This is a genomic window from Nocardia sp. NPDC004123, assembly GCF_053603795.1.
The window spans coordinates 1-19501 of sequence record NZ_JBSGGG010000051.1; the positions used below are offsets into that span (position 1 = coordinate 1).

At 67.0% G+C, this 19501-nt stretch carries 23 protein-coding genes and 1 pseudogene; 12 read left to right on the forward strand and 12 right to left on the reverse strand.

Annotation, left to right across the window (positions count from 1 at the left end; all coding sequences use genetic code 11):
- From ACWEQQ_RS43925 to ACWEQQ_RS43935, 3 genes are all read left to right on the forward strand, one after another.
- Positions 1–1219, forward strand: a 1219-nt coding sequence (locus tag ACWEQQ_RS43925) for a class I adenylate-forming enzyme family protein (protein WP_452352423.1), incomplete at its 5' end; no start/stop codon positions are given.
- Between the two features lie 6 nt (positions 1220–1225).
- Positions 1226–2971, forward strand: coding sequence for an N-acyl-D-amino-acid deacylase family protein (locus tag ACWEQQ_RS43930; RefSeq protein ID WP_452352424.1), 1746 nt, complete (start codon positions 1226–1228; stop codon positions 2969–2971).
- Positions 2968–3747, forward strand: a complete 780-nt coding sequence (locus ACWEQQ_RS43935; protein ID WP_452352425.1) for an SDR family NAD(P)-dependent oxidoreductase — start codon at positions 2968–2970, stop codon at positions 3745–3747. The genes ACWEQQ_RS43930 and ACWEQQ_RS43935 overlap by 4 nt, the downstream gene beginning before the upstream one ends.
- A gap of 145 nt (positions 3748–3892) precedes the next feature.
- On the opposite strand, the gene ACWEQQ_RS43940 is transcribed toward ACWEQQ_RS43935, so the two are convergent.
- The 7 genes from ACWEQQ_RS43940 to ACWEQQ_RS43970 all read right to left on the reverse strand — a co-directional run bounded on the left by ACWEQQ_RS43940 (position 3893) and on the right by ACWEQQ_RS43970 (position 8768).
- Positions 3893–4096, reverse strand: a complete 204-nt coding sequence (locus tag ACWEQQ_RS43940) for a DUF397 domain-containing protein (protein WP_452352426.1) — start codon at positions 4094–4096, stop codon at positions 3893–3895.
- Entirely contained in the window at positions 4093–4971 is an 879-nt protein-coding gene (locus ACWEQQ_RS43945; RefSeq protein WP_452352427.1) for a helix-turn-helix domain-containing protein, read from the reverse strand. Before ACWEQQ_RS43945 ends, ACWEQQ_RS43940 begins: the two co-directional genes overlap by 4 nt.
- Before the next feature lie 628 nt (positions 4972–5599).
- Positions 5600–6589: a TauD/TfdA family dioxygenase gene (locus tag ACWEQQ_RS43950; protein WP_452352428.1), complete on the reverse strand. Its 990-nt coding sequence runs from the start codon at positions 6587–6589 to the stop codon at positions 5600–5602.
- 39 nt (positions 6590–6628) lie between these two features.
- Positions 6629–7060 carry an arsenate reductase ArsC gene (locus ACWEQQ_RS43955; RefSeq protein ID WP_364607638.1) on the reverse strand — a complete coding sequence of 144 codons (432 nt, stop codon included), beginning with the start codon at positions 7058–7060 and terminating at the stop codon, positions 6629–6631.
- Positions 7061–7076: 16 nt separating this feature from the next.
- The gene (locus ACWEQQ_RS43960; protein WP_452344510.1) at positions 7077–7799 is read right to left on the reverse strand and encodes an aquaporin; all 723 of its coding nucleotides are present in this window, start codon (positions 7797–7799) and stop codon (positions 7077–7079) included.
- On the reverse strand, positions 7796–8170 hold the full coding sequence (locus ACWEQQ_RS43965; RefSeq protein ID WP_379445390.1) for an ArsR/SmtB family transcription factor: 375 nt from the start codon (positions 8168–8170) through the stop codon (positions 7796–7798). The genes ACWEQQ_RS43960 and ACWEQQ_RS43965 overlap by 4 nt, the downstream gene beginning before the upstream one ends.
- A 67-nt stretch (positions 8171–8237) precedes the next feature.
- Complete coding sequence (locus tag ACWEQQ_RS43970) at positions 8238–8768, reverse strand: ArsI/CadI family heavy metal resistance metalloenzyme (RefSeq protein WP_452352429.1); 531 nt, start codon at positions 8766–8768, stop codon at positions 8238–8240.
- Between the two features lie 101 nt (positions 8769–8869).
- Here ACWEQQ_RS43970 and ACWEQQ_RS43975 point away from each other — a divergent pair, with 101 nt between their 5' ends.
- Positions 8870–9229 carry an Rv2640c family ArsR-like transcriptional regulator gene (locus ACWEQQ_RS43975; RefSeq protein WP_364607655.1) on the forward strand — a complete coding sequence of 120 codons (360 nt, stop codon included), beginning with the start codon at positions 8870–8872 and terminating at the stop codon, positions 9227–9229.
- Between the two features lie 163 nt (positions 9230–9392).
- Here the strand turns inward: ACWEQQ_RS43975 and ACWEQQ_RS43980 are convergent, their stop codons facing one another.
- Positions 9393–9668 carry a hypothetical protein gene (locus tag ACWEQQ_RS43980; protein WP_452344508.1) on the reverse strand — a complete coding sequence of 92 codons (276 nt, stop codon included), beginning with the start codon at positions 9666–9668 and terminating at the stop codon, positions 9393–9395.
- A 380-nt stretch (positions 9669–10048) separates the two neighbouring features.
- On the opposite strand from ACWEQQ_RS43980, the gene ACWEQQ_RS43985 reads away from it, so the two are divergent.
- From ACWEQQ_RS43985 to ACWEQQ_RS44005, 5 genes are all read left to right on the forward strand, one after another.
- Positions 10049–10447 (forward strand): hypothetical protein, encoded by a 399-nt coding sequence (locus ACWEQQ_RS43985; RefSeq protein ID WP_452344507.1) that lies wholly within the window; start codon positions 10049–10051, stop codon positions 10445–10447.
- Positions 10448–10464: 17 nt separating this feature from the next.
- Positions 10465–11391 carry an SGNH/GDSL hydrolase family protein gene (locus tag ACWEQQ_RS43990; protein WP_452344506.1) on the forward strand — a complete coding sequence of 309 codons (927 nt, stop codon included), beginning with the start codon at positions 10465–10467 and terminating at the stop codon, positions 11389–11391.
- A 175-nt stretch (positions 11392–11566) separates the two neighbouring features.
- Entirely contained in the window at positions 11567–11947 is a 381-nt protein-coding gene (locus ACWEQQ_RS43995) for a hypothetical protein (protein WP_452344505.1), read from the forward strand.
- Between the two features lie 18 nt (positions 11948–11965).
- Positions 11966–12871 (forward strand): SGNH/GDSL hydrolase family protein, encoded by a 906-nt coding sequence (locus ACWEQQ_RS44000; RefSeq protein ID WP_452344504.1) that lies wholly within the window; start codon positions 11966–11968, stop codon positions 12869–12871.
- The gene (locus tag ACWEQQ_RS44005) at positions 12868–14232 is read left to right on the forward strand and encodes an acyltransferase family protein (protein ID WP_452352430.1); all 1365 of its coding nucleotides are present in this window, start codon (positions 12868–12870) and stop codon (positions 14230–14232) included. Before ACWEQQ_RS44000 ends, ACWEQQ_RS44005 begins: the two co-directional genes overlap by 4 nt.
- A gap of 20 nt (positions 14233–14252) precedes the next feature.
- On the opposite strand, the pseudogene ACWEQQ_RS44010 reads toward ACWEQQ_RS44005, so the two are convergent.
- A pseudogene (locus ACWEQQ_RS44010) lies at positions 14253–14704 on the reverse strand (helix-turn-helix domain-containing protein); the annotation flags it as partial.
- 64 nt (positions 14705–14768) lie between these two features.
- Entirely contained in the window at positions 14769–15512 is a 744-nt protein-coding gene (locus ACWEQQ_RS44015; RefSeq protein ID WP_452352431.1) for an alpha/beta fold hydrolase, read from the reverse strand.
- 73 nt (positions 15513–15585) lie between these two features.
- Here ACWEQQ_RS44015 and ACWEQQ_RS44020 point away from each other — a divergent pair, with 73 nt between their 5' ends.
- The 3 genes from ACWEQQ_RS44020 to ACWEQQ_RS44030 all read left to right on the forward strand — a co-directional run bounded on the left by ACWEQQ_RS44020 (position 15586) and on the right by ACWEQQ_RS44030 (position 18883).
- Entirely contained in the window at positions 15586–16281 is a 696-nt protein-coding gene (locus tag ACWEQQ_RS44020) for a helix-turn-helix transcriptional regulator (RefSeq protein WP_452344501.1), read from the forward strand.
- 236 nt (positions 16282–16517) lie between these two features.
- Entirely contained in the window at positions 16518–18053 is a 1536-nt protein-coding gene (locus ACWEQQ_RS44025; protein ID WP_452352432.1) for an alkaline phosphatase family protein, read from the forward strand.
- A gap of 161 nt (positions 18054–18214) precedes the next feature.
- The gene (locus ACWEQQ_RS44030; RefSeq protein WP_452352433.1) at positions 18215–18883 is read left to right on the forward strand and encodes a hypothetical protein; all 669 of its coding nucleotides are present in this window, start codon (positions 18215–18217) and stop codon (positions 18881–18883) included.
- On the opposite strand, the gene ACWEQQ_RS44035 is transcribed toward ACWEQQ_RS44030, so the two are convergent.
- On the reverse strand, positions 18829–19065 hold the full coding sequence (locus tag ACWEQQ_RS44035) for a hypothetical protein (protein WP_452344498.1): 237 nt from the start codon (positions 19063–19065) through the stop codon (positions 18829–18831). The genes ACWEQQ_RS44030 and ACWEQQ_RS44035 overlap by 55 nt on opposite strands.
- 23 nt (positions 19066–19088) lie before the next feature.
- Positions 19089–19379 carry a hypothetical protein gene (locus ACWEQQ_RS44040; RefSeq protein WP_379379444.1) on the reverse strand — a complete coding sequence of 97 codons (291 nt, stop codon included), beginning with the start codon at positions 19377–19379 and terminating at the stop codon, positions 19089–19091.
- Positions 19380–19501: the final 122 nt, after the last annotated feature.

Sequence of the window (19501 nt, forward strand, 5' to 3'; positions counted from 1 at the left end):
CGACGCCAAGCGGGCCGCGCTGGCCACCGAGACCGGCACCGAGATCCCGGTGCTGACCATGGAATCCGATCTGCCCGCCCTCATCCAGGAGTTCGGCGGCGGTAACCCGAGTGCCGAGGTGGGCGAGGACGATCCGGCGATCATCCTCTACACCTCCGGGACGACGGGCCGGCCGAAGGGTGTGGTGCACACCCAGCAGAACATGGTCGCCGTGGCCGACTACCACCGGTTCATGGACGCGTTGGCGGCCGGGTTCCGAGGGCAGGGGTGGGACGGTTCCCCGGCGGGGCGCCGCTATCTGGCGACGATGCCGCTGTTCCATATCGCGAGCCTGCACAACCTGTCGATCCCGCGCCTGACCACCGGTGACGCGGTCATCTTCCCGACCTCGGGTGAGTTCGATGCCGAATCGCTGTTGAAGCTGGTCGAGTCGGAGAGGGTCACCAACTGGGCGGCGGTGCCGACGTTGGCGAGTCGCATTCTGGGCGTGGACATCTCGCGTTATGACCTGTCGTCGCTGACGGCGTTCTCGCTCAATTCCGCGCCGTCGTCTCCGGCGTTGGTGCAGCGGCTGCGGGAGCGGTTCCCGGTCGCGTTGCAGGGTTTGACCACCAGTTACGGGTGCACCGAGTCCGGTACCGCCGCGACGGTGGCGACTCCGCCGGAGTTGGCCGCCGACAACGAGACCGTGGGTCGTGCGGTGGTCGGGGTCTCGGTCGAGGTGCGCGACCCCGACGGTAAGCCGGTGCCCGACGGCGAGGAGGGTGAGATCTGTATCCGCAGCCCGTATGTCATGCTCGGCTACTGGAACAACGAGGAAGCGACCCGGGCCGCGATCGATGAGAACCGTTGGCTGCGCACCGGTGACTACGGCACCCTGCGGGAGGGCAAACTCTATATTTCCGGTCGTCGTTCGGATCTGATCCTGCGGGGTGGGGAGAACGTCTACCCGCAGGAGATCGAGAACGTCCTCGACGAGCACCCGCTGGTGCGCGAATCGGCCGTGATCGGTGTCCCGCACGAGGATCTGGGTCAGGAGGTCGCCGCGATCGTGGTGGTCGACGACCCGGAGTCGTTGTCGGAGGACGAGTTGCGTGATCACGTGGCCAGACAGCTGGCCTATTTCAAGGTGCCCGCGCGCTGGCTGGTCACCGCGGAACCCCTGCCGCGCAATGCCACCGGCAAGGTGCTGCGCCGCGACCTGACCCTGGGAAAGTGAATTCCTGTGTACGACACCATCATCAAGAACGGGCGCTGGTTCGACGGCACCGGCGCACCCTCGGCCATCCGTAATCTCGGCATCCGGGACGGCCGGGTGGCGACCGTGTCGGCCGCGCCGCTGGACGAGACCGGCTGTGCGCGAGTGATCGACGCGACCGGACGCTGGGTCATGCCGGGCATGATCGACATCCACACCCACTACGACGTGGAGGTGCTGCTGGATCCGACGCTGTCGGAGTCGCTGCGGCACGGCGTCACCACGCTGCTGCTCGGGTCGTGCTCGCTGTCCACCGTGCATGTCGGCGGCTCGGACGCGGGTGACCTGTTCGGCCGGGTGGAGGCGATTCCGCGCAAGCACGTGGTCGAGGCGGTGGACGCGCTGAAGACCTGGAACAGCGCGCACGGCTATGTGGCGGCGCTGGAGTCGCTGCCGCTGGGCCCGAATGTCGCCGCCTTCATCGGTCATTCGGATATCCGGGCGTCCCAGCTGGGCCTACAGCGGGCCACCGATCCGGATGTGCAGCCGACCGAGTCCGAGCTGACGGCCATGGAGCACAAGCTGACCGAGGCGCTGGACGCCGGATTCGTCGGCATGTCCTCGCAGCAATTGCTGTTCGACAAGCTGGACGGCGAGGTGTGCCGGTCGCGGACGCTGCCGTCGACCTATGCCACCGGCAAGGAGCGGCGGCGGCTGAATCGCATTCTGCGCGACCGCAAGCGGGCGTTGCAGGGCGGTCCCGACGTCGCCAAGCCGCAGAGCATGCTCGGCATGGCGGCCAGCAGCCTGGGCTTCTTCCGGCCCAAGCTGAAGGTGAGCCTGCTGTCGGCGGCCGACATCAAGGCGATTCCCGGTGTCGTGAAGGTCTTTCCGCTGCTGGGCCGGATCATCAACGGGCTCGGCGGCGACTTCCGCTGGCAGCATCTGCCGGTGCCGTTCGAGGTGTACTCCGACGGCATCGATCTGCCGGTGTTCGAGGAATTCGGCTCCGGCGCAGCGGCCCTGCACCTGTCCAACCAGCTGGAGGAGCGGCGGGAACTGCTGGCCGACGAGAACTACCGCCGCTGGTTCCGCAAGGACTACGACAAGAAGTGGGGTCCGCGGGTCTGGCATCGGGACTTCTTCGACGCCGAGATCACCGAGTGCCCGGATGCGAGCGTGATCGGCAAGACCTTCGGTCAGGTCGGCGTGGATCGCGGCGGCGTGCACCCGGTGGACGCCTTCCTGGATCTGGTGGTGGAGTACGGGCCCAAGGTGCGCTGGCGCACCACCATCTCCAATCACCGGCCCGAGGTGCTGGATGTGCTGGCCGCGGATCCCAGTGTGCAGCTGGGCTTCTCGGACGCCGGCGCGCATCTGCGGAACATGGCCTTCTACAACTTCGGGCTGCGGCTGCTCGCGCGTGTGCACAAGGCGCAACAGGCGGGCCGGCCGTTCATGACCGTCGAGCACGCCGTGCACCGGGTGTCCGGCGAGCTGGCCGACTGGTACGACCTGGATGCCGGTCACCTGCGCGAGGGCGATCGGGCCGATGTGCTGATCATCGATCCGGCGAAGCTGGACGACAGCCTGGAGGCCTATGCCGAGAACCCGATTCCGGAGTTCGACAACCTGTCCCGCATGGTCAACCGCAATGACGACACCGTTACCGCGGTGCTGGTGAACGGCGAGTTCGTCTTCGGGCTGGGGGAGAAGGCCGACACCCTGGGCAAGGAACGCACCGGCGAATTCCTGCGGGCAGGTGCCCGATGAACGCCCGTAGATTCGACGGCCGCGCCACGGTCGTCACCGGTGCGGCCTCCGGTATCGGCGCGGCCATCGCCGCCGCGCTGATCGCCGAGGGCGCGAACGTTGTCGGCCTCGACATCGACGAGGCAGGTCTCCGGAAGAAGGCCGCCGAACTCGGCGACGCCTTCGTTCCCGTGGTCACCGACGTCACCGACGAGGCCCAGGTGGAGGCCGGGATCGCCACCGCCGCAACCCGTTTCGGTCGTCTCGACGCGGCCTTCAATGTGGCGGGCGCGTCCCGTATCGGCGCGGTCACCGACCTCACCGAGGCCGACTGGGATTTCACCATCGACCTGATTCAGAAGAGCGTCTTCCTCTGCACCAAACATGAAGCGCGCCTTATGAAGTCGACCGGTGGCGGCGCCATCGTGAACATCTCCTCGCTCGACGCCCGGGTGCCCATGCCCGGTGGCAGCCCGTACTCCACCGGCAAGGCGGGCGTGGTCATGTTCACCAAGAACGCGGCCCTGGAGCTGGCCCAGTTCCGTATCCGGGTGAACGCCATCCTCCCCGGCCTGGTGGACACCCCGCTGGTCGCGGCGGTCATGGGCTACGAGCCCGCCAAACAAATGTTCCTGGACCGCATCCCGATGGGCGCGCCCGCCACCCCGGAACAGATCGCCGCCCCCAGCCTGTTCCTCGCCTCCGACGACGCCTCCTACATCACCGGCATCGACATGGTGGTGGACGGCGGCTGGGAGCTGAGCAACTTCCCGAACTTGGCGAAGCTCGCGGGCTGAGCCGAGAACCCGCCCTGGGCACCGAAACACGTTCCAGCCCAGGGCGGTTCAGCTCATGCCTCGGCAACCGGCCAGGGAATGGGAATCCCGATTGCGCGCAGCCGGGCGGGCACCGCCGGCTTCACTGCGACCGCGCGGCGGACTATCAGGACAGATCGAACCGTCCGCCCTGCACAGCCCGAGTGAATACATCCCACTCAACCGGTCCGAAAACCAGCGCGGGGCCAGGATTCTTGGAGTCCCGAACGGCGACTCGCTCCCTATCGAGGTGCGCGACCTCTACACACGTGTCTTGGGTCGCGGAGTGGCTGCTCTTGAACCACTGTGCGCTGGACAGGTCGGTGCTCACGCGTCGTACTCCCTCGCTGTCGCCAGGATCAAGTCCCTGGACCGCTCTTCGCCCAACGCTACACGCTGAATTTGCGCCAAAGCCGCCTGATACTGCGTGATCTCGGTCGGTTGGTCCAGATACAACGCTCCTGTGTATCCCTGCATGTAGACCACCGGTGGCTCGGTGAGCCGCGAGGTCGGATGGACAGGAAACTCCATGAATACAAACGAGTTGGTGATCAGGCCGAGGTGGCTGCCGACTTCCTGCGGGATGACCCGGACCGAGACGTTCGCGGTCTCTCCGACTTGCGCGAGGTGCCGGAGTTGGTCGGCAATGACCGCCGGTCCGCCCACTTGATGGTGCAGTACCGACTCGCCGAGCAGTACCCGAAGCTCGACCGGGTTGGCATCGTGGTGCAGCCGCGCCTGGCGGCGACTGTGCACCTCGACCAGTTTCTCGACGTCTTTGGTTGGGTGCATGGGGAATTCGATCCAGATCACGGCGCGCCGATAGTCGGGCGTTTGCAGCAATCCCGGCACGAGGGTGAGCTGAAATGTGGTCAGTCGCTTCGCAGCTCCCTCGAGTCCCAGGAACAGATCGGCATGCGCCGGCAGTGCATCGCCGTAGCTGTGCCACCACCCGGGTTTCTTCGCTTCTGCGACCAGGCTTACCAGTGCCGCGGTTTCGTCGTCGCTAGCGCCATACATCGCGCACAGGACGTTGACATAGAGTTCCTTCAACTTGGGGCCCGGTTGCCCGGACTCCATGCGCCACAGTGTCTGTGTCGACACTTCGATCGCTCGCGCTGCGGCCGAGGGGGATATCCCCGAGTGTTCTCGAAGCCGCTTCAGCTCGCGGCCGAGCATCCGACGGGGGACGGTCGATCCGGTCATGGTGCGTAGCCTCGCTAACCGTTGTTGTGCAGTTTGGAATCATTGTGCGAGGCAGATTGGAAGTGGCGCAGTAAATTCCACTAATCGCAGTTCGAAATCTTCCACACCGCATGGTATCGGCGTAAATCTGAAATCAGCGCGCGATAGCGCCGAACCGGACGGTATTTAGGGAGTCGTAATGCCTTGGGATTCTTGGATTTTGTCTCTTATGACCGTATTCAGTGTGTCGGCAATTCTGTTCTGTGTGGTCGGAGACCTCGGAACCGGACGCGACCATCGCAGATCGATCCGGCTACGGCGGGTTGGTGGTGGCTATGTCGAAGTCCGAGTGGCGGCAGGGCAACAGCCTGGTCGGCATCGCCGCAATGGCGGGAGATGAGCAGTGCCTCAACCAATCTCACATGAGGTCCCCGATTATCCCGTCCAGAATCTGGAGGTCGCGCGGCGCGGGCTGGAATCGCACGAGTCGTGCGATGGGCGGTGCGAGGCGAAACGCTATTTCGCCGCGCTCGTTCCGTATCTGGATATGCTCGCTCGACGTCGGGCGGCCTCGTCCGGATGGAATCTGTGGACCTCGCGGCAGTAGCGGGCGGGCGGCGAATTCGTGAGGCGTGCTGGTGGCTTCGGGTCAGTCGCGGCGCGGCGGGATGCCGTCGCGGAGGAGATCCTCGACGGTGGCGAAGGCGTGTGCCGTGAGCCAGAGGCGCAGCAGGTGCCGCCGCCGTTCGAGGTCCTCGTGGTCGGTGTACGCCTCCCGGCAGTGCAGGATCTTGGCGTTGTTGAGGATTTGCACGTCGCCGGGGGCGAACTCCATCGGGAGGTAGAAGCGCGGGTCGTTGGCGGTGTCCTCGAGCATTCGCATGGCTTCGAGCTGCGGGTCGGTCAGGGGCGGGACGTCCGGATGACGCTGGGCGTCGCGGATGTACCAGCCGACGTAGAAGATCCGCGGTGTGCCATTGATGTCGTGGATCGCGGGCAGCGTGAAATACGGTGTCTCGCCGGGTGATTGTTCGTCGTTGCGGTCCCAGTGGAAGGGTTGCCGCAGGACCTCGATGAGGTCCGGTCGCTCGGCGAGGATGTGGTTGTAGACCGCCAGGGAGCTGGCGATGCGGCTCTCCCCACCGGATTTCGCGGCATTCAGGCAGAGCAGCCCGACCAGGTCGGAGCCGTCGGTGTGGAAGTCCTGACGCTGGTTGGTGGTGTAGAGCCGCACCGCGGGGCTGTCGCGGGCAATGCGCTCGTCCCGCACATGGCCGAGCAGATCGCCCGCGGCGTTCTGGCTGACCGGGGTGCCCAGATGCAGCCCGAGACCCACATAGGCGAGCTCGGTTTCGGCCGGTGTGAGCAGATCCTGCGGGAAGCGCCGGATGAGGACGAAGGCGCGTCCGTGGGCGAGGGTGGCACTCCATTCCCGCAGCGGTTCGGCCAGCCCCGGGAGCGGGAAGTCCTCGCGTCGCACCGTCGCGGCGGTCAGGCCCGCGGCGATGGCGGCGCGGGCGGCATCGGTGATCTCCCGGCGCTGGGCATCGGTGAGCACTGTCGCCCACTCGGCGGGATCGCCGAGGTCCGCGCCGTGCCACACGGCCGGGGATTCCACTGGTTGGTAGGGGGCCGTCATGCGGGTGCTCCTGGTCGAGAGGTGGTCGTCGGGGCCGGTTCAGGACTGGACAGCGGTGTCCGTCCGACCGGCCGGCAGCAGTTCGCCGATGAGTTGTTCTACACGCGTGCGGATTTCATCGCGAATGGGCCGCACGGCGGCGACGCCCTTGCCCGCGGGGTCGTCGAGCTGCCAGTCGCGGTAGTCGACGCCGGGAAAGTACGGGCAGGTGTCGCCGCAGCCCATGGTGATGACGACGGTGGAGGTCTGCACGGTGTCGGGCGTGAGGATCTTCGGCGTCTGAGCGGTGATGTCGATGCCGAGTTCGGCCATCGCCTCGACCGCGGCGGGGTTGATGGTCTCGGCGGGCGCGGTCCCGGCCGACCGGACCTCGATCGCGTCGCCGGCCAGGTGGGTGAGGAAGCCCTGGGCCATCTGGGAGCGTCCGGCATTGTGGACGCAGACGAACAGCACGCTGGGTGTGGCGGTCATCGGCTGGGCGGGCCTTTCAGGAGGTCTGGATGTTGCGGGGCGTGACGATGTCGTCCGCCGGTACGGGATCGGGGTAGAGCAGGCCGATGAGGCCGAAACCGAGTGCGGCGCCGAGAATTTGGGCGGCGATGAACGCGGGCACCGATGCGGGGGCGATTCCGGCGAAGGTGTCGGAGAAGACGCGCCCGACGGTAACGGCCGGGTTGGCGAAGCTGGTGGAGCTGGTGAACCAGTAGGCCGAGCCGATGTAGGCGGCGACGGCCGCGGCCGAGAGTGCCGCGCGGCCGGTGCGGGCGAGCGCGAAGATGACCGCGATCAGTCCGGCCGTGGCGACGACTTCGCCGACCAGGTGTCCGGTGGTGACGCGGTGATGGGTGGCGATCTGGGCGGCGGGCTGGTCGAACATGATGTTGGCCAGCACCGCCCCCGCGATCCCGCCGGGGATCTGCGCACCGATGTAGGCCGCCAGGTCGGTGGCGCTCAGCCCGGTGCCGCGGCGGCGTCCGGCCCACCAATCCGCTGCCGAGACAACGGGATTGAAGTGAGCCCCGGAAACCGGGCCGAGCATGAGGATCAGGATGCCCAGTCCGAACACCGTGGCGGTCGAGTTCTCCAGCAGTTGGAGACCCACATCGTGTGCGGACAGTTGCTGGGCCGCGATCCCGGAACCGACCACTACGCACACCAGCAGACCGGTGCCGACGAACTCGGCCAGCAGTCGTCGTCTCAGCGTGTTCATCGGACCGCCGCCTCGGGGAGCGCGATGTCGAGTAGTGCCGAAAGCTGGTGCAGCGCGGCGGGTTCGACCCGGTAGTACACCCACGACCCGCGCCGCTCGCTCGACAGTAGCCCCGCCTCGCGCAATACCCGCAGGTGATGGGAGATGGTGGGCTGGGAGACGTCGAAGCCGTCGGAGATGTCGCACACGCACGCTTCCTGCCCGGTGTGGCTGGCGATCACCGACAGCAGCCGCAAACGGACCGGGTCCGACAGCGCCTTGAACACGGCCGCCAGCTCCGTCGCGGCCTGTGCTGTCAACGGTTCGCGGACCAGGGGCGTGACCTCACACGCGGGTGGGGTCACGGCCAGCGGAAGCACTCGATTCGACACCCGTCGATATTGATGGATATCGAATCAGTGGGCAAGCGAACACCTGGTGAACGACCCCGGTGCGGGCTCAGCCGCAGCAGGATGCCCCGGAGGTCACGGCATCCGTCTTGGCCGCGCTGCCGCTGCAGGCCCCTTCGGCGGCGGCTTCCTCCGCGGTGCCGCAGCAGACCGCCATGGCCTGCGCGTCGTCCGCGACCGCTCCCGAGGCCGGCACCGGTGCGGTGCCGAAGGTTTCGCTATCCGCCAGCACCGTGTAGACCTCCCAGCGCTCGGCGTCGGGCGCGGTGACCCACACCTTGTCCTGGGTGGCGAAGCAACAGGTGGTCGCGATCTGCTCCTCGGTGAACATCCCGGCCTCGGAGAGTCGCGCGATCTCGGCGTGCACCCGGTCACTGGACTCGACCTCGACCCCGAGGTGGTTGAGGCTGCCGCCGTGCCCCGGATTCTCGATCAGTACCAGCTTGAGCGGCGGCTCGGCGATGGCGAAATTCGCGTAACCGGGCTTGCGCTTGGCGGGCTCGGCCTGGAACAGGGTCGAATAGAACGCCACCGCCTGGTCGATGTTGTCGACGTTGAGAGCGAGCTGAACACGAGACATGAGACCGTACCTCCACTTGTGAGACATATGTCGAAGAACTGGTGTGACGAGTCTGCGCCACTATTTCGACATATGTCAAGAAGGTAGGTAACCTGGTTCGCATGCCCAAGGCGCTGCCCGTGATCGACATGTCCGCCCCGGTCTGCTGCGCCCCCGTCGCCGCCGGTCCGGTCGGCGACGCCGCCGCCCTGGAAATCGCCCTGCGCCTCAAGGCCATTGCCGACCCGGCCCGCGTGAAACTCCTGTCCCTCCTCCTCGCCAGCCCCCTCGGTGAAGAGAACACCGGCGACCTGGCCGCGGCCGTCACCCTCGCCGAATCCACCGTCAGCCACCACCTCGGCCAGCTGAAGAAGGCCGGCCTGATCGAGTCCGAACGCCGCGGCATGAACACCTACCACCGCGCCCAGCGCGACTCCCTCGCCGCCCTGTGCGTCGTCCTCGACCCGAACTGCTGCCGCTAGCCGCAACTGTCGAGATCCGCGAACAGCCTCGGTTGTCAAAGGCTTTCGATGGTGTCGTGCTGTCCTGAGCGCCGGTAGCCGGGAGTCGTCGGCGGTGAGAATGCGGTGACGCGGCGGGCATTTCGTGAGCCGGCCGCGTCGATGCAGCCTCGTCGTGTTCGTGTCAGTGGACGCCGGAGCCGGTCGCGGCGTTGCTGTAGATCTGCGCCATGGGGCAGGTGGGCTGGGGGTCGCCGCCGCAGAAGACCAGGACCAGGAAGCCCAGGGGGAAGAGGATCGGTGCGGTCAGCACGTCGGTGAGGGCTGAGCCGGTGGTGGCCACCGGGGTCGCGACGACGGGGGCGGGAGCGGGTGCTGCCGCTGCTGTGGCGGCGGGCGCGGCCGACGCGAGTGCGATCGAGACGATGGCTGCTGCACCAAAACGCTTGGCAATGTTCACTATTGGTCCTCCTTGGCGGGAGAGTATCGATTTGCGAACACTGTAGTTCGTGAAGATTCGATATGAAGTGGTATTGCTTCAAATCGGGTGGGGTTGCGCGGGTGGGGTCGGGCGCTCGGCCGGGGAAGCCGATAGCGGCCCCTCCGTCCGGAATCTGTGCTTGGATACGCGAACCTGGGCGGCCTGGCGAGGTGGTCCGATGTGACCGTCCGTTGGAACGTGTTTCACTGAGTGAGGTGGGCTTGACCAGGGATTATCGGATTCGGTGCCCCGGAAGTTGGGGGCAGTTTCCCGAATCGGGGTGGGCGGGGTGAACGCGTTTTGTACACTCCCCGCTGAAGTGAATAGACGTCACTTCAGATCCTGAATTCGAGGTACCCATGAAGTCTTCAACACCGGTGGGGGTGTTTGCCGTCCGTGTCGCCGCGGCCGTGATCGGCGGGGGGCTGCTGATCGCGGGCATTGCCGGGTGCGGCAGCGACAAGTCGTCCGACAGTTCGCCGGGCGGTGCCACCAGCACCGCCGCCACATCGGTGAGCTCCACAGCCGCCCCCGCACCGACGACCGTCGCGCCCGCGCCGACCACCGAGGCCCCCGCGCCGCAACCGGCGGCCACGGAACCGGCCGCGCCGCAGCCCGTCGCGCCGGAGGTCGTCGCGCCGCAACCGGTCGCGCCGCAGCCGGCCGCACCCAAGCCTGCGCCGCAGACGCAGCAGCAGCAGAAGCCCGCGCCGCCGACCCTGGACGCGCCCGGATTCGAGCCGCGTGCGGGTTACTGAGAAGGCTGGACAGGTTCGTGCTGGGTAATGGCGGGCGGTGGCTGTGTGCTGCCGCGGTAGCGCTCGCGGCCTCGGTGTCGACCGTGGCCGCGGCGAACGCGGATCCGGCCTCGCCGGACGCCGCCCCCGCGGGCAAAGAGCTGGTAGTGCTGGGTGATTCGTTCTCCGCGAACGCCTGGGACTTCTTCGACGAGAGCAACAGCTGCCTGCGCCACGGCCGGACGGCCTGGCCGGTGCAGCTGGGCCGGCTCATGGGCGTGTACGGGACCGACGAGATGGCCGATCCCTCCTGCCCGGGCGCGTCGATCGACAGCGGCCCGGGGTGGAGCCTGGCCCAGGAGGCCCAGAAAGCGGACAAGGCAGGCGCTTTCGGGCCGAATACCAAGGTCGTCACACTGCAGTTCGGGCTCAACGACAAGTGGGGCAAGAACGACCAGACGCTCTGGAAGTCGTTGCAGGGCTGCGTGTTCAACCTGGTCGACGGCTGCGATCCGGAGTCGATCGACCAGGGCCGGATGCCCGACTACAACGGTGTGTCCGGGGCGTTGATGGCCAAGCGCATGAGCAATGCGGTGACCTACATCAGGTACTACGCACCGAACGCCCGCATCGTGTTCGTCGGCTATCCGGAGTTGTTCACCCCGGGCAGCAGCACGGTCTGTCTCAGCATCGGCGGCGTCGCGCCGTTCATCCAGTCGCGCGGTCGCGCGGTGGTGGAGTACTTCGACCGCATCGACCAGGCGCAGCGGGAAGCCGCCCAGCTGCTCGGCATCGAGTTCCTGGATTCCCGCGCGCTCACCACCGGTCATGGGCTCTGCTCGTCGCAGCCCTGGCTGAATGGCGTGTTCGATCCACGGACCGATCTCGACGGCCTGTTCTTCCATCCGTCGAGCCAGGGTGACGCCGTGGTCGCCAATGCCATCTACGACCGATACGGGCACTGATGCCATCGAGACTCCGTCGATCGGACCGTTGACCATCGATGGCCTCCTCGTCGAGTTTCCCGATTGTCCAGGGGTTTTGCGGTTTGCTGAATGCCGCACCCCGGCCGTCGGGGACTCTTGTACACTCCGCGCAAAAGTGAAAAGTCCACCGTTCAATTTGCGATTCGAGGGTTTCATGAAGTTCCGTATCCCAGGCGCACGCACCGCGGTGGCCGCCATCGGCGGGGTCGTGCTGATCGGCGCGCTGGCGGCGTGCGGAAGCGACAAGACCGCCGACACGCCCACCACCCCGGCGAGCACCACCGCTGCCGTCGTGAGCAGTTCGGCCGCTCCCGCGAGCAGCGCTGCCCCGGCGCCGAGCGCGGCCCCTGCGCCTGCCGCGGCCCCGGAGGTCGCGACCGAAGCACCCGCCCCGCAGCCGGCGGCCCCCGCAGCGCCCGAAGCGCCTGCGGCGCAACCGGTTGCGCCCAAGCCCGCGCCGCAGACCCAGCAGGCGCCCAAGCCCGCGCCGCCGACCCTGGACGCCCCCGGGTTCGAGCCCCGCGCAGGCTACTGACGAAACCGGAGTACACACGTGTCGGGAATCAACGGTCGGTGGCTGTGTGCCGCGGTGGTCGCGTTCGCCGCGGCCATGACGGGAACATCGGGGGCGCAAGCGGATTCGGTTCCGCAGGGTAAGGAACTCGTCATCCTGGGCGACTCGTTCACGGCCAACGGCTGGAACCCGCTGTCCCAGGAGAAGAAGTGCGATCACGGCGACACCGCGTGGCCGGTGCAGCTGGGCGCACTGATGGGCGTGCAGGGCACCGATCGGATGTGGAACCAGTCGTGTCCGGGCGCGTCGCTCGACACCGGGGACGGATACACCCTGAAGGTCCAGGCCGCCAACGCCGACAAGGCGGGCTCGTTCGGCCCGAAAACCAAGCTGGTGACGGTGCAGTTCGGCCTCAACGACGTCTGGGGTGGCGCCCCGCAGTCCCCGTGGAGCTCGATCGAGCGCTGCTTCTACGACGTCGTCGGCGGCTGCGGTCCCGACGCGGTGGCCGCCGGCCGAATGACCGACCCGCAGAACGTGACCGGCGCCGAGTACGCCTCCCGCATCAGCAAGGTCATCACCTACATCCGGTACTACGCCCCGAACGCGCACATCGTGATCGTCGGCTACCCGGAGCTGTTCCGGCCCGACCAGGACGCCATCTGCTTCGACATCGCCGGCGTCCCGGCCACCCAGCCGCGCGGCCGCACGGTCGTCGAGTACCTCAATCGCATCGACCAGGCCGAGCGGGAAGCCGCCGCGCAGCTGAACCTGGAATACCTCGACGCCCGCGCGCTCACCGCCGGGCATGGGCTGTGCACGCCGCAGCAGTGGGTCAACGGAGTGTTCGACCCGAAAGTCAATATCGCCGGGCTGCCGTTCCACCCCGCTCCGCAGGGCGACGCCGTGGTAGCAAACGCACTGTACGAGAGGTACGCACGATGACCCGCCCGCCCGAAGTCGCCCCGCGCGAGGCCTCCGCCGCGCTCGCGGTGGAGCAGTACACCACCCAGCTCCTCCAGCCCGCCCAGGCCACGCGGGCCGCCGAACCGGTCCTGACGGCCGAGCCGGTCCGGACGAAGGGTCTCACCGAGTCCGTCGCCGAGCGCGCCCGGCGGGAGCGGCCCGCGCTGCCCTCGCTGACCGGCGCGCGGTGGTGGGCGGCATTCGCGGTATTCGTGTTGCACGCCTTGGTGTTCCTGCCGGTCTACCCGTTCCAGAAGTCGGCGCTGTTCCGCCACATCCACGAGTGGATCCCGATGCAGCTCGGGGCCGCGGGCGTCACGTTCTTCTTCGTGCTGTCCGGTTTCATCATCTACTGGTCGTTCCGGCCGGGCATGTCGGTGCGCGCCTTCTACCGGCGGCGGGTGCTCAAGATCTATCCGACGCATCTGTTGGCCGCCGCCGCCTTCATCGTGGTGGCGAGCGTGCCCCTGCACCGCGCGGTGGTGTGGGTGCCGAACCTGCTGCTGGTGCACACCTGGGTGCCGAAGTGGACCACGGTCGGCGGGCTAAACGTCCCGTCCTGGTCGCTGGCCGCGGAAGTGCTGTTCTACCTGAGTTTTCCGCTGCTGCTGCCGCTGGTCATGCGGATCCCGACCCGCCGCCTGCTGCTGGCCGCGGGCCTGCTGATGCTGGGCATCGCCCTGCTGCACACCTCGTACTTCCTGTGGGTGGACGGTCCGAAGGGCATCGCGAATGCCTTTGCGCCGCGGCTGGTTCCGGGCAACGCGTCGCCGCACTACGAACTGCACGCCTCCCCGGCCTGGTTCCAGCAGCCCGACATCCCGGTGTCCCCGTCGTACTGGCTCAGCTACACCTTCCCGCTGTCGCGCCTGCCGGAGTTCTTCCTCGGTGTGCTGGCGGCCCGCATGGTGCTCGAAGGTCGTTGGCGCAACACCAATCTCGCCTGGCCGCTGGTCGCGCTGACCGTCGCGTACGCGGCGACCTGGGTGGTGCCGGTGAACTACAAGATGTCGGTGCTGCTGCTGCCCCCGATGACGGCGGTGGTGGCCACCATGGCCGCCCGGGACCTGGCCGGCATCCGCGGCCTCAACTCCCACCCGCGCATGGTGTGGCTCGGCAATGTCTCCTTCGCCTTCTACCTCATCCAGTTCCCGGTCATGGTCCTGGTCACCCGATACCTGATCGGCGGCAGGGAATTCGGCATCCTCGGCTGGGCCGGCTTCTCCCTGCTGTGCCTGGTCGTGTCCACCGCCCTCGCCGCACTGCTCTACCACTGGGTCGACCTGCCCATCATGCGGAACTTCGCCCGCTCGAAGCGGGACACCCGCGCGAAGGTCTAGTTGTACTGCCCGGGGACGTTGCCACCGCCGTCGGGGATGTTCCCGAGCTTCTTCACGTCCATGTGGACGAGCGATCCCGGGTGGTCGTGCTCATACCGGCGAATTGGCTCACCGGTCGCCCTGTCTATATAGGACAGCCGATTCAGACGGGCCGAGCACAGGATGCGATGAGCCGTCGACGGGGCGACGCCAAGCCTGCTCGCGAGTTGAACCGGGCCTTCGCGCAGCCGCATCCGCAGGCTCACACATCGCTTCGTCACGGCCTTGCCCGTCTTGTTCGGCGATGTTCTCGGTCGCGAGGAGCGATCGTGCATCGGCTCACCGGCGAGGTAGCGATCGACCCAGCGCTTCACGGTCGGCCAGGACACCTGGAAACGGGCGGCGACCTCGCTGATCTGCCACCCCTCCTCTACGACGAGACGGGCAACCTCGAGGCGATGTCTTGGGTGAGCGCGGCATTGGGGTGTGTCATGAGATCTTTGGGAATTGAAGAGGGCCAGCCGCTTCGGCTGGCCCTCTTCAGGTCTGTCTGCGGTTCAGTCAGCTGGGGAAGTCGCTGCTGCGGCGAGGATGTGGGCGAGGTCGCCGGGGCGGCTCCACATGGGCCAATGCCCGGTCGGGAGGTCGATGAGGTCAACATGGTCGAGGTTTGACACCTCGGCGAACATGGGATGACCCGAGTTGGCCAGCTCCATTATCTGCGCGCTCGGGATCGAGCAGCACACCAGAGTGGTCGGGACCGCCAGACGCGCATCGTTGGTGAGCTCCACTTGCTGGCGTAGCACGGGACCGGGTTCTGGAACGGCCCTGGCTCGAAAGCGCTCGAGAGCCTCCGTGCTCAGGCCCTCAAGGCTGGCCTGCTCCCCGAGCGCGTCGAAGGGCGGCAGGGGAAACTCGTCCAGATCCTCGGGCGCATCCGGGGCGAAGATACTGCCGGACGCGACGGGCCCGCTATCGACCCACACCACTCGGCGGACAAGTTCAGGATGCTGATCGAGCACAAGGCTTACCGGCGCGTTGGCTCCGCTGTGCGCCACGATGACTACCGGCTGGGCCTCGGAAGCATCAGCCTGGGTCATAGTCTGCTCGATCGCCGTCGCCTGGTCATCGAGCGTCCTGGACGTCCGCTTGGGGTCCCGCTCATCGAGGCCGGGAAGCGTCATCGGGATGGTTCGCCAGCCGTCAGCGGGCAGGTGTTCCAGCACCTCGTCCCATGCCCAAGCCCCTAGCCAATGGCCAGCGATCAGGATTATGGTCGGGCGGCTCGCGTTGTTCGTCACACCACGATGCTCTCGAGCCTCGCGGACAAGGGTATGTCACCATTTTTGGCATGATTTTTTGCCGGGGCGGGAGATGAAGAGGGCGGAGCGACTCCACGCCCTGTCCGAGATGCTGCGACGCAGCGGACCGCGTGGATGCACTGCTGAGCGACTGGCAAAAGAGTTCGGCGTGTCCGTGCGGACGGTCAAGAGAGACCTCACCGCACTCGAGAACAGTGGCGCGCCGATCTGGTCGCGCCCGGGCCCCGGCGGTGGCTACGGGCTAGTCGCCCGAGGCACCCTGCCACCGGTCAGCCTGACCCCTGTGCAGGCAGTGGCACTACTCGCGGCAGTCTCTGCTGCACCCGATGCCCCCTACGCCGATCTCGCCTTGGCCGGCGTTCGGAAGATTATGGACGTACTCGATCCACAGACCCGGACGAAGGCCGATGAGCTGGCCAGTCGCGTCTGGGTGAACGCGCCTCCTGCTCCGCGCGCGATCAAGTCAGCGCTGGAGGAAGCGATGGCCGAGCAACGGGTGGTGCGTATCCGCTACACCTCGCGGGACGGCAGCAAGACCACCCGCGACGTCGAACCGGTGATGTTCGGCTCCACGAACGGCCATTGGTACCTGATCGGGTGGTGCAGGCTACGCAGCGATATGCGGTGGTTCCTCGTGTCCCGTATCGAGCACGCCAGTGCAACCAAGATTGCCTGCAGCGGCCATGACATTGACGAGATCGGCATCCCCCCAGCGACAGCAAGACCCGTGAATGGCCACGGTGAGTGAGGCACTCGATTTATCAACGTCTCCGGTCAATACATCTAGTCCACGCTCGACCTGTTGCTTGTCGATAGCTGTACTTGCTGGCCGACGTTCCTTGCGGCACAACCTTCCCCATTGCTGGTCGTCCGTCCAAAAGCCGGGTGGTGTTCACCGCCCGGCCATGGGCAGAGCGGTGATCCGACACCTAGAACCTGTTCCATTCGGGGCGCACTTCGGTAACGACCCGCAAAGGAACATGTATGCGCCACAAAGGCGTTGGAAACGGCCACGGCAAATTATTCGCTATCACGGCTGCGGCCGCACTGGCCGTCTTGGGAGGCTCCGCGGTCACGCCGTCCGTGGCGCATGCCGCGGTCACCAGCCCGAACCTGATCGTGGATGGCGATGCCGAGGCGGTGGCACAGTGCTCGCCGAAGGGGCTGGACGGCATGACGCTGCCGGGCTGGACCATCGGCAAGGGTGAGCCGAATGCGGTGTGCTACGGACAGTCCGGATGGCCGGACGCGTCCTCGCCGGGTCCGTCGAACCGGGGTTCGAAGTTCTTCGCCGGCGGCGGCACCGGTAATGCCGAGATGGATCAGACCATCAGCGTCTCGGCCGCGGGTGCGGCCATCGACCAGGGTGGCGTGAGCTTCGATCTCAATGGCTGGCTGGGCGGATTCGGTGCCCAGGACGATCGGGTCAACATGACGGCGACGTTCCTCAGCGCATCGGGGTCCGAGCTCGGCTCCGCCGAGTGCGACGACGTGAGCAGCATCGATCGCGGCCTGAAAACCGGTCTGCTGCAGCGTGATACGAAGGGCACCCTGCCGAAGGGTACGCGCGCGGTGAAGATCCAGCTGAACTTCGGTTGGACCTACGGCGACACCAACGACGGCTACGCCGACAACCTGTCGTTCACCATCGGCGCCGCACTGCCCGCACCGAAGCTCACCGCACCCGCCACCACGGTGCCGGGTTACGACCACGTCTTCATGGTCTACCTGGAGAACCAGGACTACGACGGCCTCACCGGCATCATCGGAAATCCCCAGGCCCCCTACATCAACGGCCTGCGGTCGCAGGGCGCGACACTGAGTCAGTCCTACGCCACGACGCATCCGAGCGATCCGAACTATGTCGCGCTGGCGGCGGGCGGACTGTACGGGCTGGTCGACAACAGCGTGGGCGCGACGACCATCGACGCGCGCCACATCGGCAACAGCGCGGACGCGGCGCACAAGAGCTGGAAGGGCTACGCCGAGGACGCCAACGGCAATTGCGACCAGTCCTCGCACGATCAGTACTACCCGGATGACCTGCCGTTCTTGTACTTCCAGAACATGAAGTCCAACCAGTCCTACTGTGCGGCGCACCTGCAGCCGCTCACGCAGATGACGACCGACCTGCAATCCGCCGCCACCACCCCGAACTTCGTGTGGTTCGCCGCCAACGAATGCCACAACATGGAGGGCTGCGGCGTCGCCTCGGGTGACAGCTGGCTGGGCGCCACCCTGCCTGCGATCCTCAACTCCCCGGCCTGGAAGCAGCAGCGCTCCCTGCTGATCGTGACCTTCGACGAGGGCGCCACCAAGGCGTTCGGCCCGCTGTTCCCGAACCGGGTCCCGACCATCGTGCTCGGCTCGCAGAACTCCGTGAAGCCCGGCTACACCAGCTCCCAGCGCACCGACCAGTACGGCTTGCTCCGCACCATCGACACCGCCCTCGGCCTGCAGCCCCTGACCAACAACGACGGTTACGCGGCCACGGTGAACGACATCTGGTCCGGCCACTGACGGTCCCGTCGCTCGTCCGGACGATCTGACCGCGCAGGCACACCCGGTGTGCCTGCGCGGCATGTTCGGCGTTGCTGCGCGGCGTGTCCGGGCGACGCGCGGCATCCTGGGCGGATCGCGAGGTGCGGGATCCTGTCGGTTCGCGCGGCTAGTCTGCGTGGATGGTCAAACCGGAGTCGGCGCTGCGCCGCTTGATGCGCGATACGGGAAAACTGCTGCAGCCGTATGGGTTTGAGGGGGCCGAGCCGACCTGGGTGCGGGGGATGCCCGGCGGTACGGCCACCGTGGCGCGGACGCGGACATTCCGAACGTTCACCGGTGGACAGCAGATGCTCCGATTCGGGCTGGGCGCCTGGGCGACCCCGACCGCGTGGTGGGAATTCCGCAACTGGCGCAACGAACGCCTGGGCCTTGCACCGCTCGCGATCGAGGCCGCGGCGGGGCCCGGCCTGCTCCCGGGCGAGGGCCTACCCGAGGACCCGGACCAGCTGTGGTCGGTGCGCCTCGACCCCGACCAGCCGGGTCACGTCCAGCCCGGCGATATCGACCTGATTCGCGCAGAGCTGCCCCGGCGCGTCCACGCCCACGCCCGCCGCGCGCTGCGCCTGCTCGACCCGGACAGCTATCTCGAAGAGCTGCTGTCGCAACCGAATCCGACCGTCGCCACTTGGGAGGCCATCGCCGTGCTGCTCGCCGAGCAGGGCCCGAGCTCCCGCCTCGACGAGGCTCTGGCTCGCCTGACGCGCGCAGCGCGGGAGCAGCCCGACTCGCGCACTCAGGACGTCGTCGACTTCATCGCGGCCCGCACCTTGTCGAGCCGCTCGGCGTAGAAGAACACCCGTCCGCATCCCAGGCAGAGCAGGGCGAGCAGGTCCGTCAGGGCCCGCCCGCCATTGCGCTGGATCAGATACGTATCCATATTCCCGCTGAGCGTCACGCGGCGTTCCCCGCAGTCGGGGCAGGGCGTGGCCGGTGGCGTAACCCGCTCGGGCGCGGTCTTCTTCGAGAACACCGCGCTATTGTCGCCCGGCGAGCCTATTGCTGCCCGGCGGAGCGCTGATACTCGCGCCAGGCCTTCTGCGTTTCGGTGAGTTTCGGCTTCGGTGTGCGATTGCGGAAGAAATTGACCACCATCACGACCGGCAGAATGAACGCCTGGAAGAAGATGAGGTAGGAGCCGCCGTCGAAAAGGAAGGCGAGATAGAAGGCGTAGCCGAGATAGACCGCGCCGAAAATGCCGTTGATCGAGCGTGAGGCGCTGCTCTGCCCCTGTCGCACCACCGCCAGCGCCAGCATGATCACGCCACTGAGCGCGAGCAGGCCCACATACCAATTGAACATGGTTTCCCCCGAAGACAATTCGAGCCCAACCGTTCGGCTCGGCCGCGCCGAACCATAACACCGGCCGGGACCGGGCGCCATCGATAAATCGATGTACGCCCGGTGTC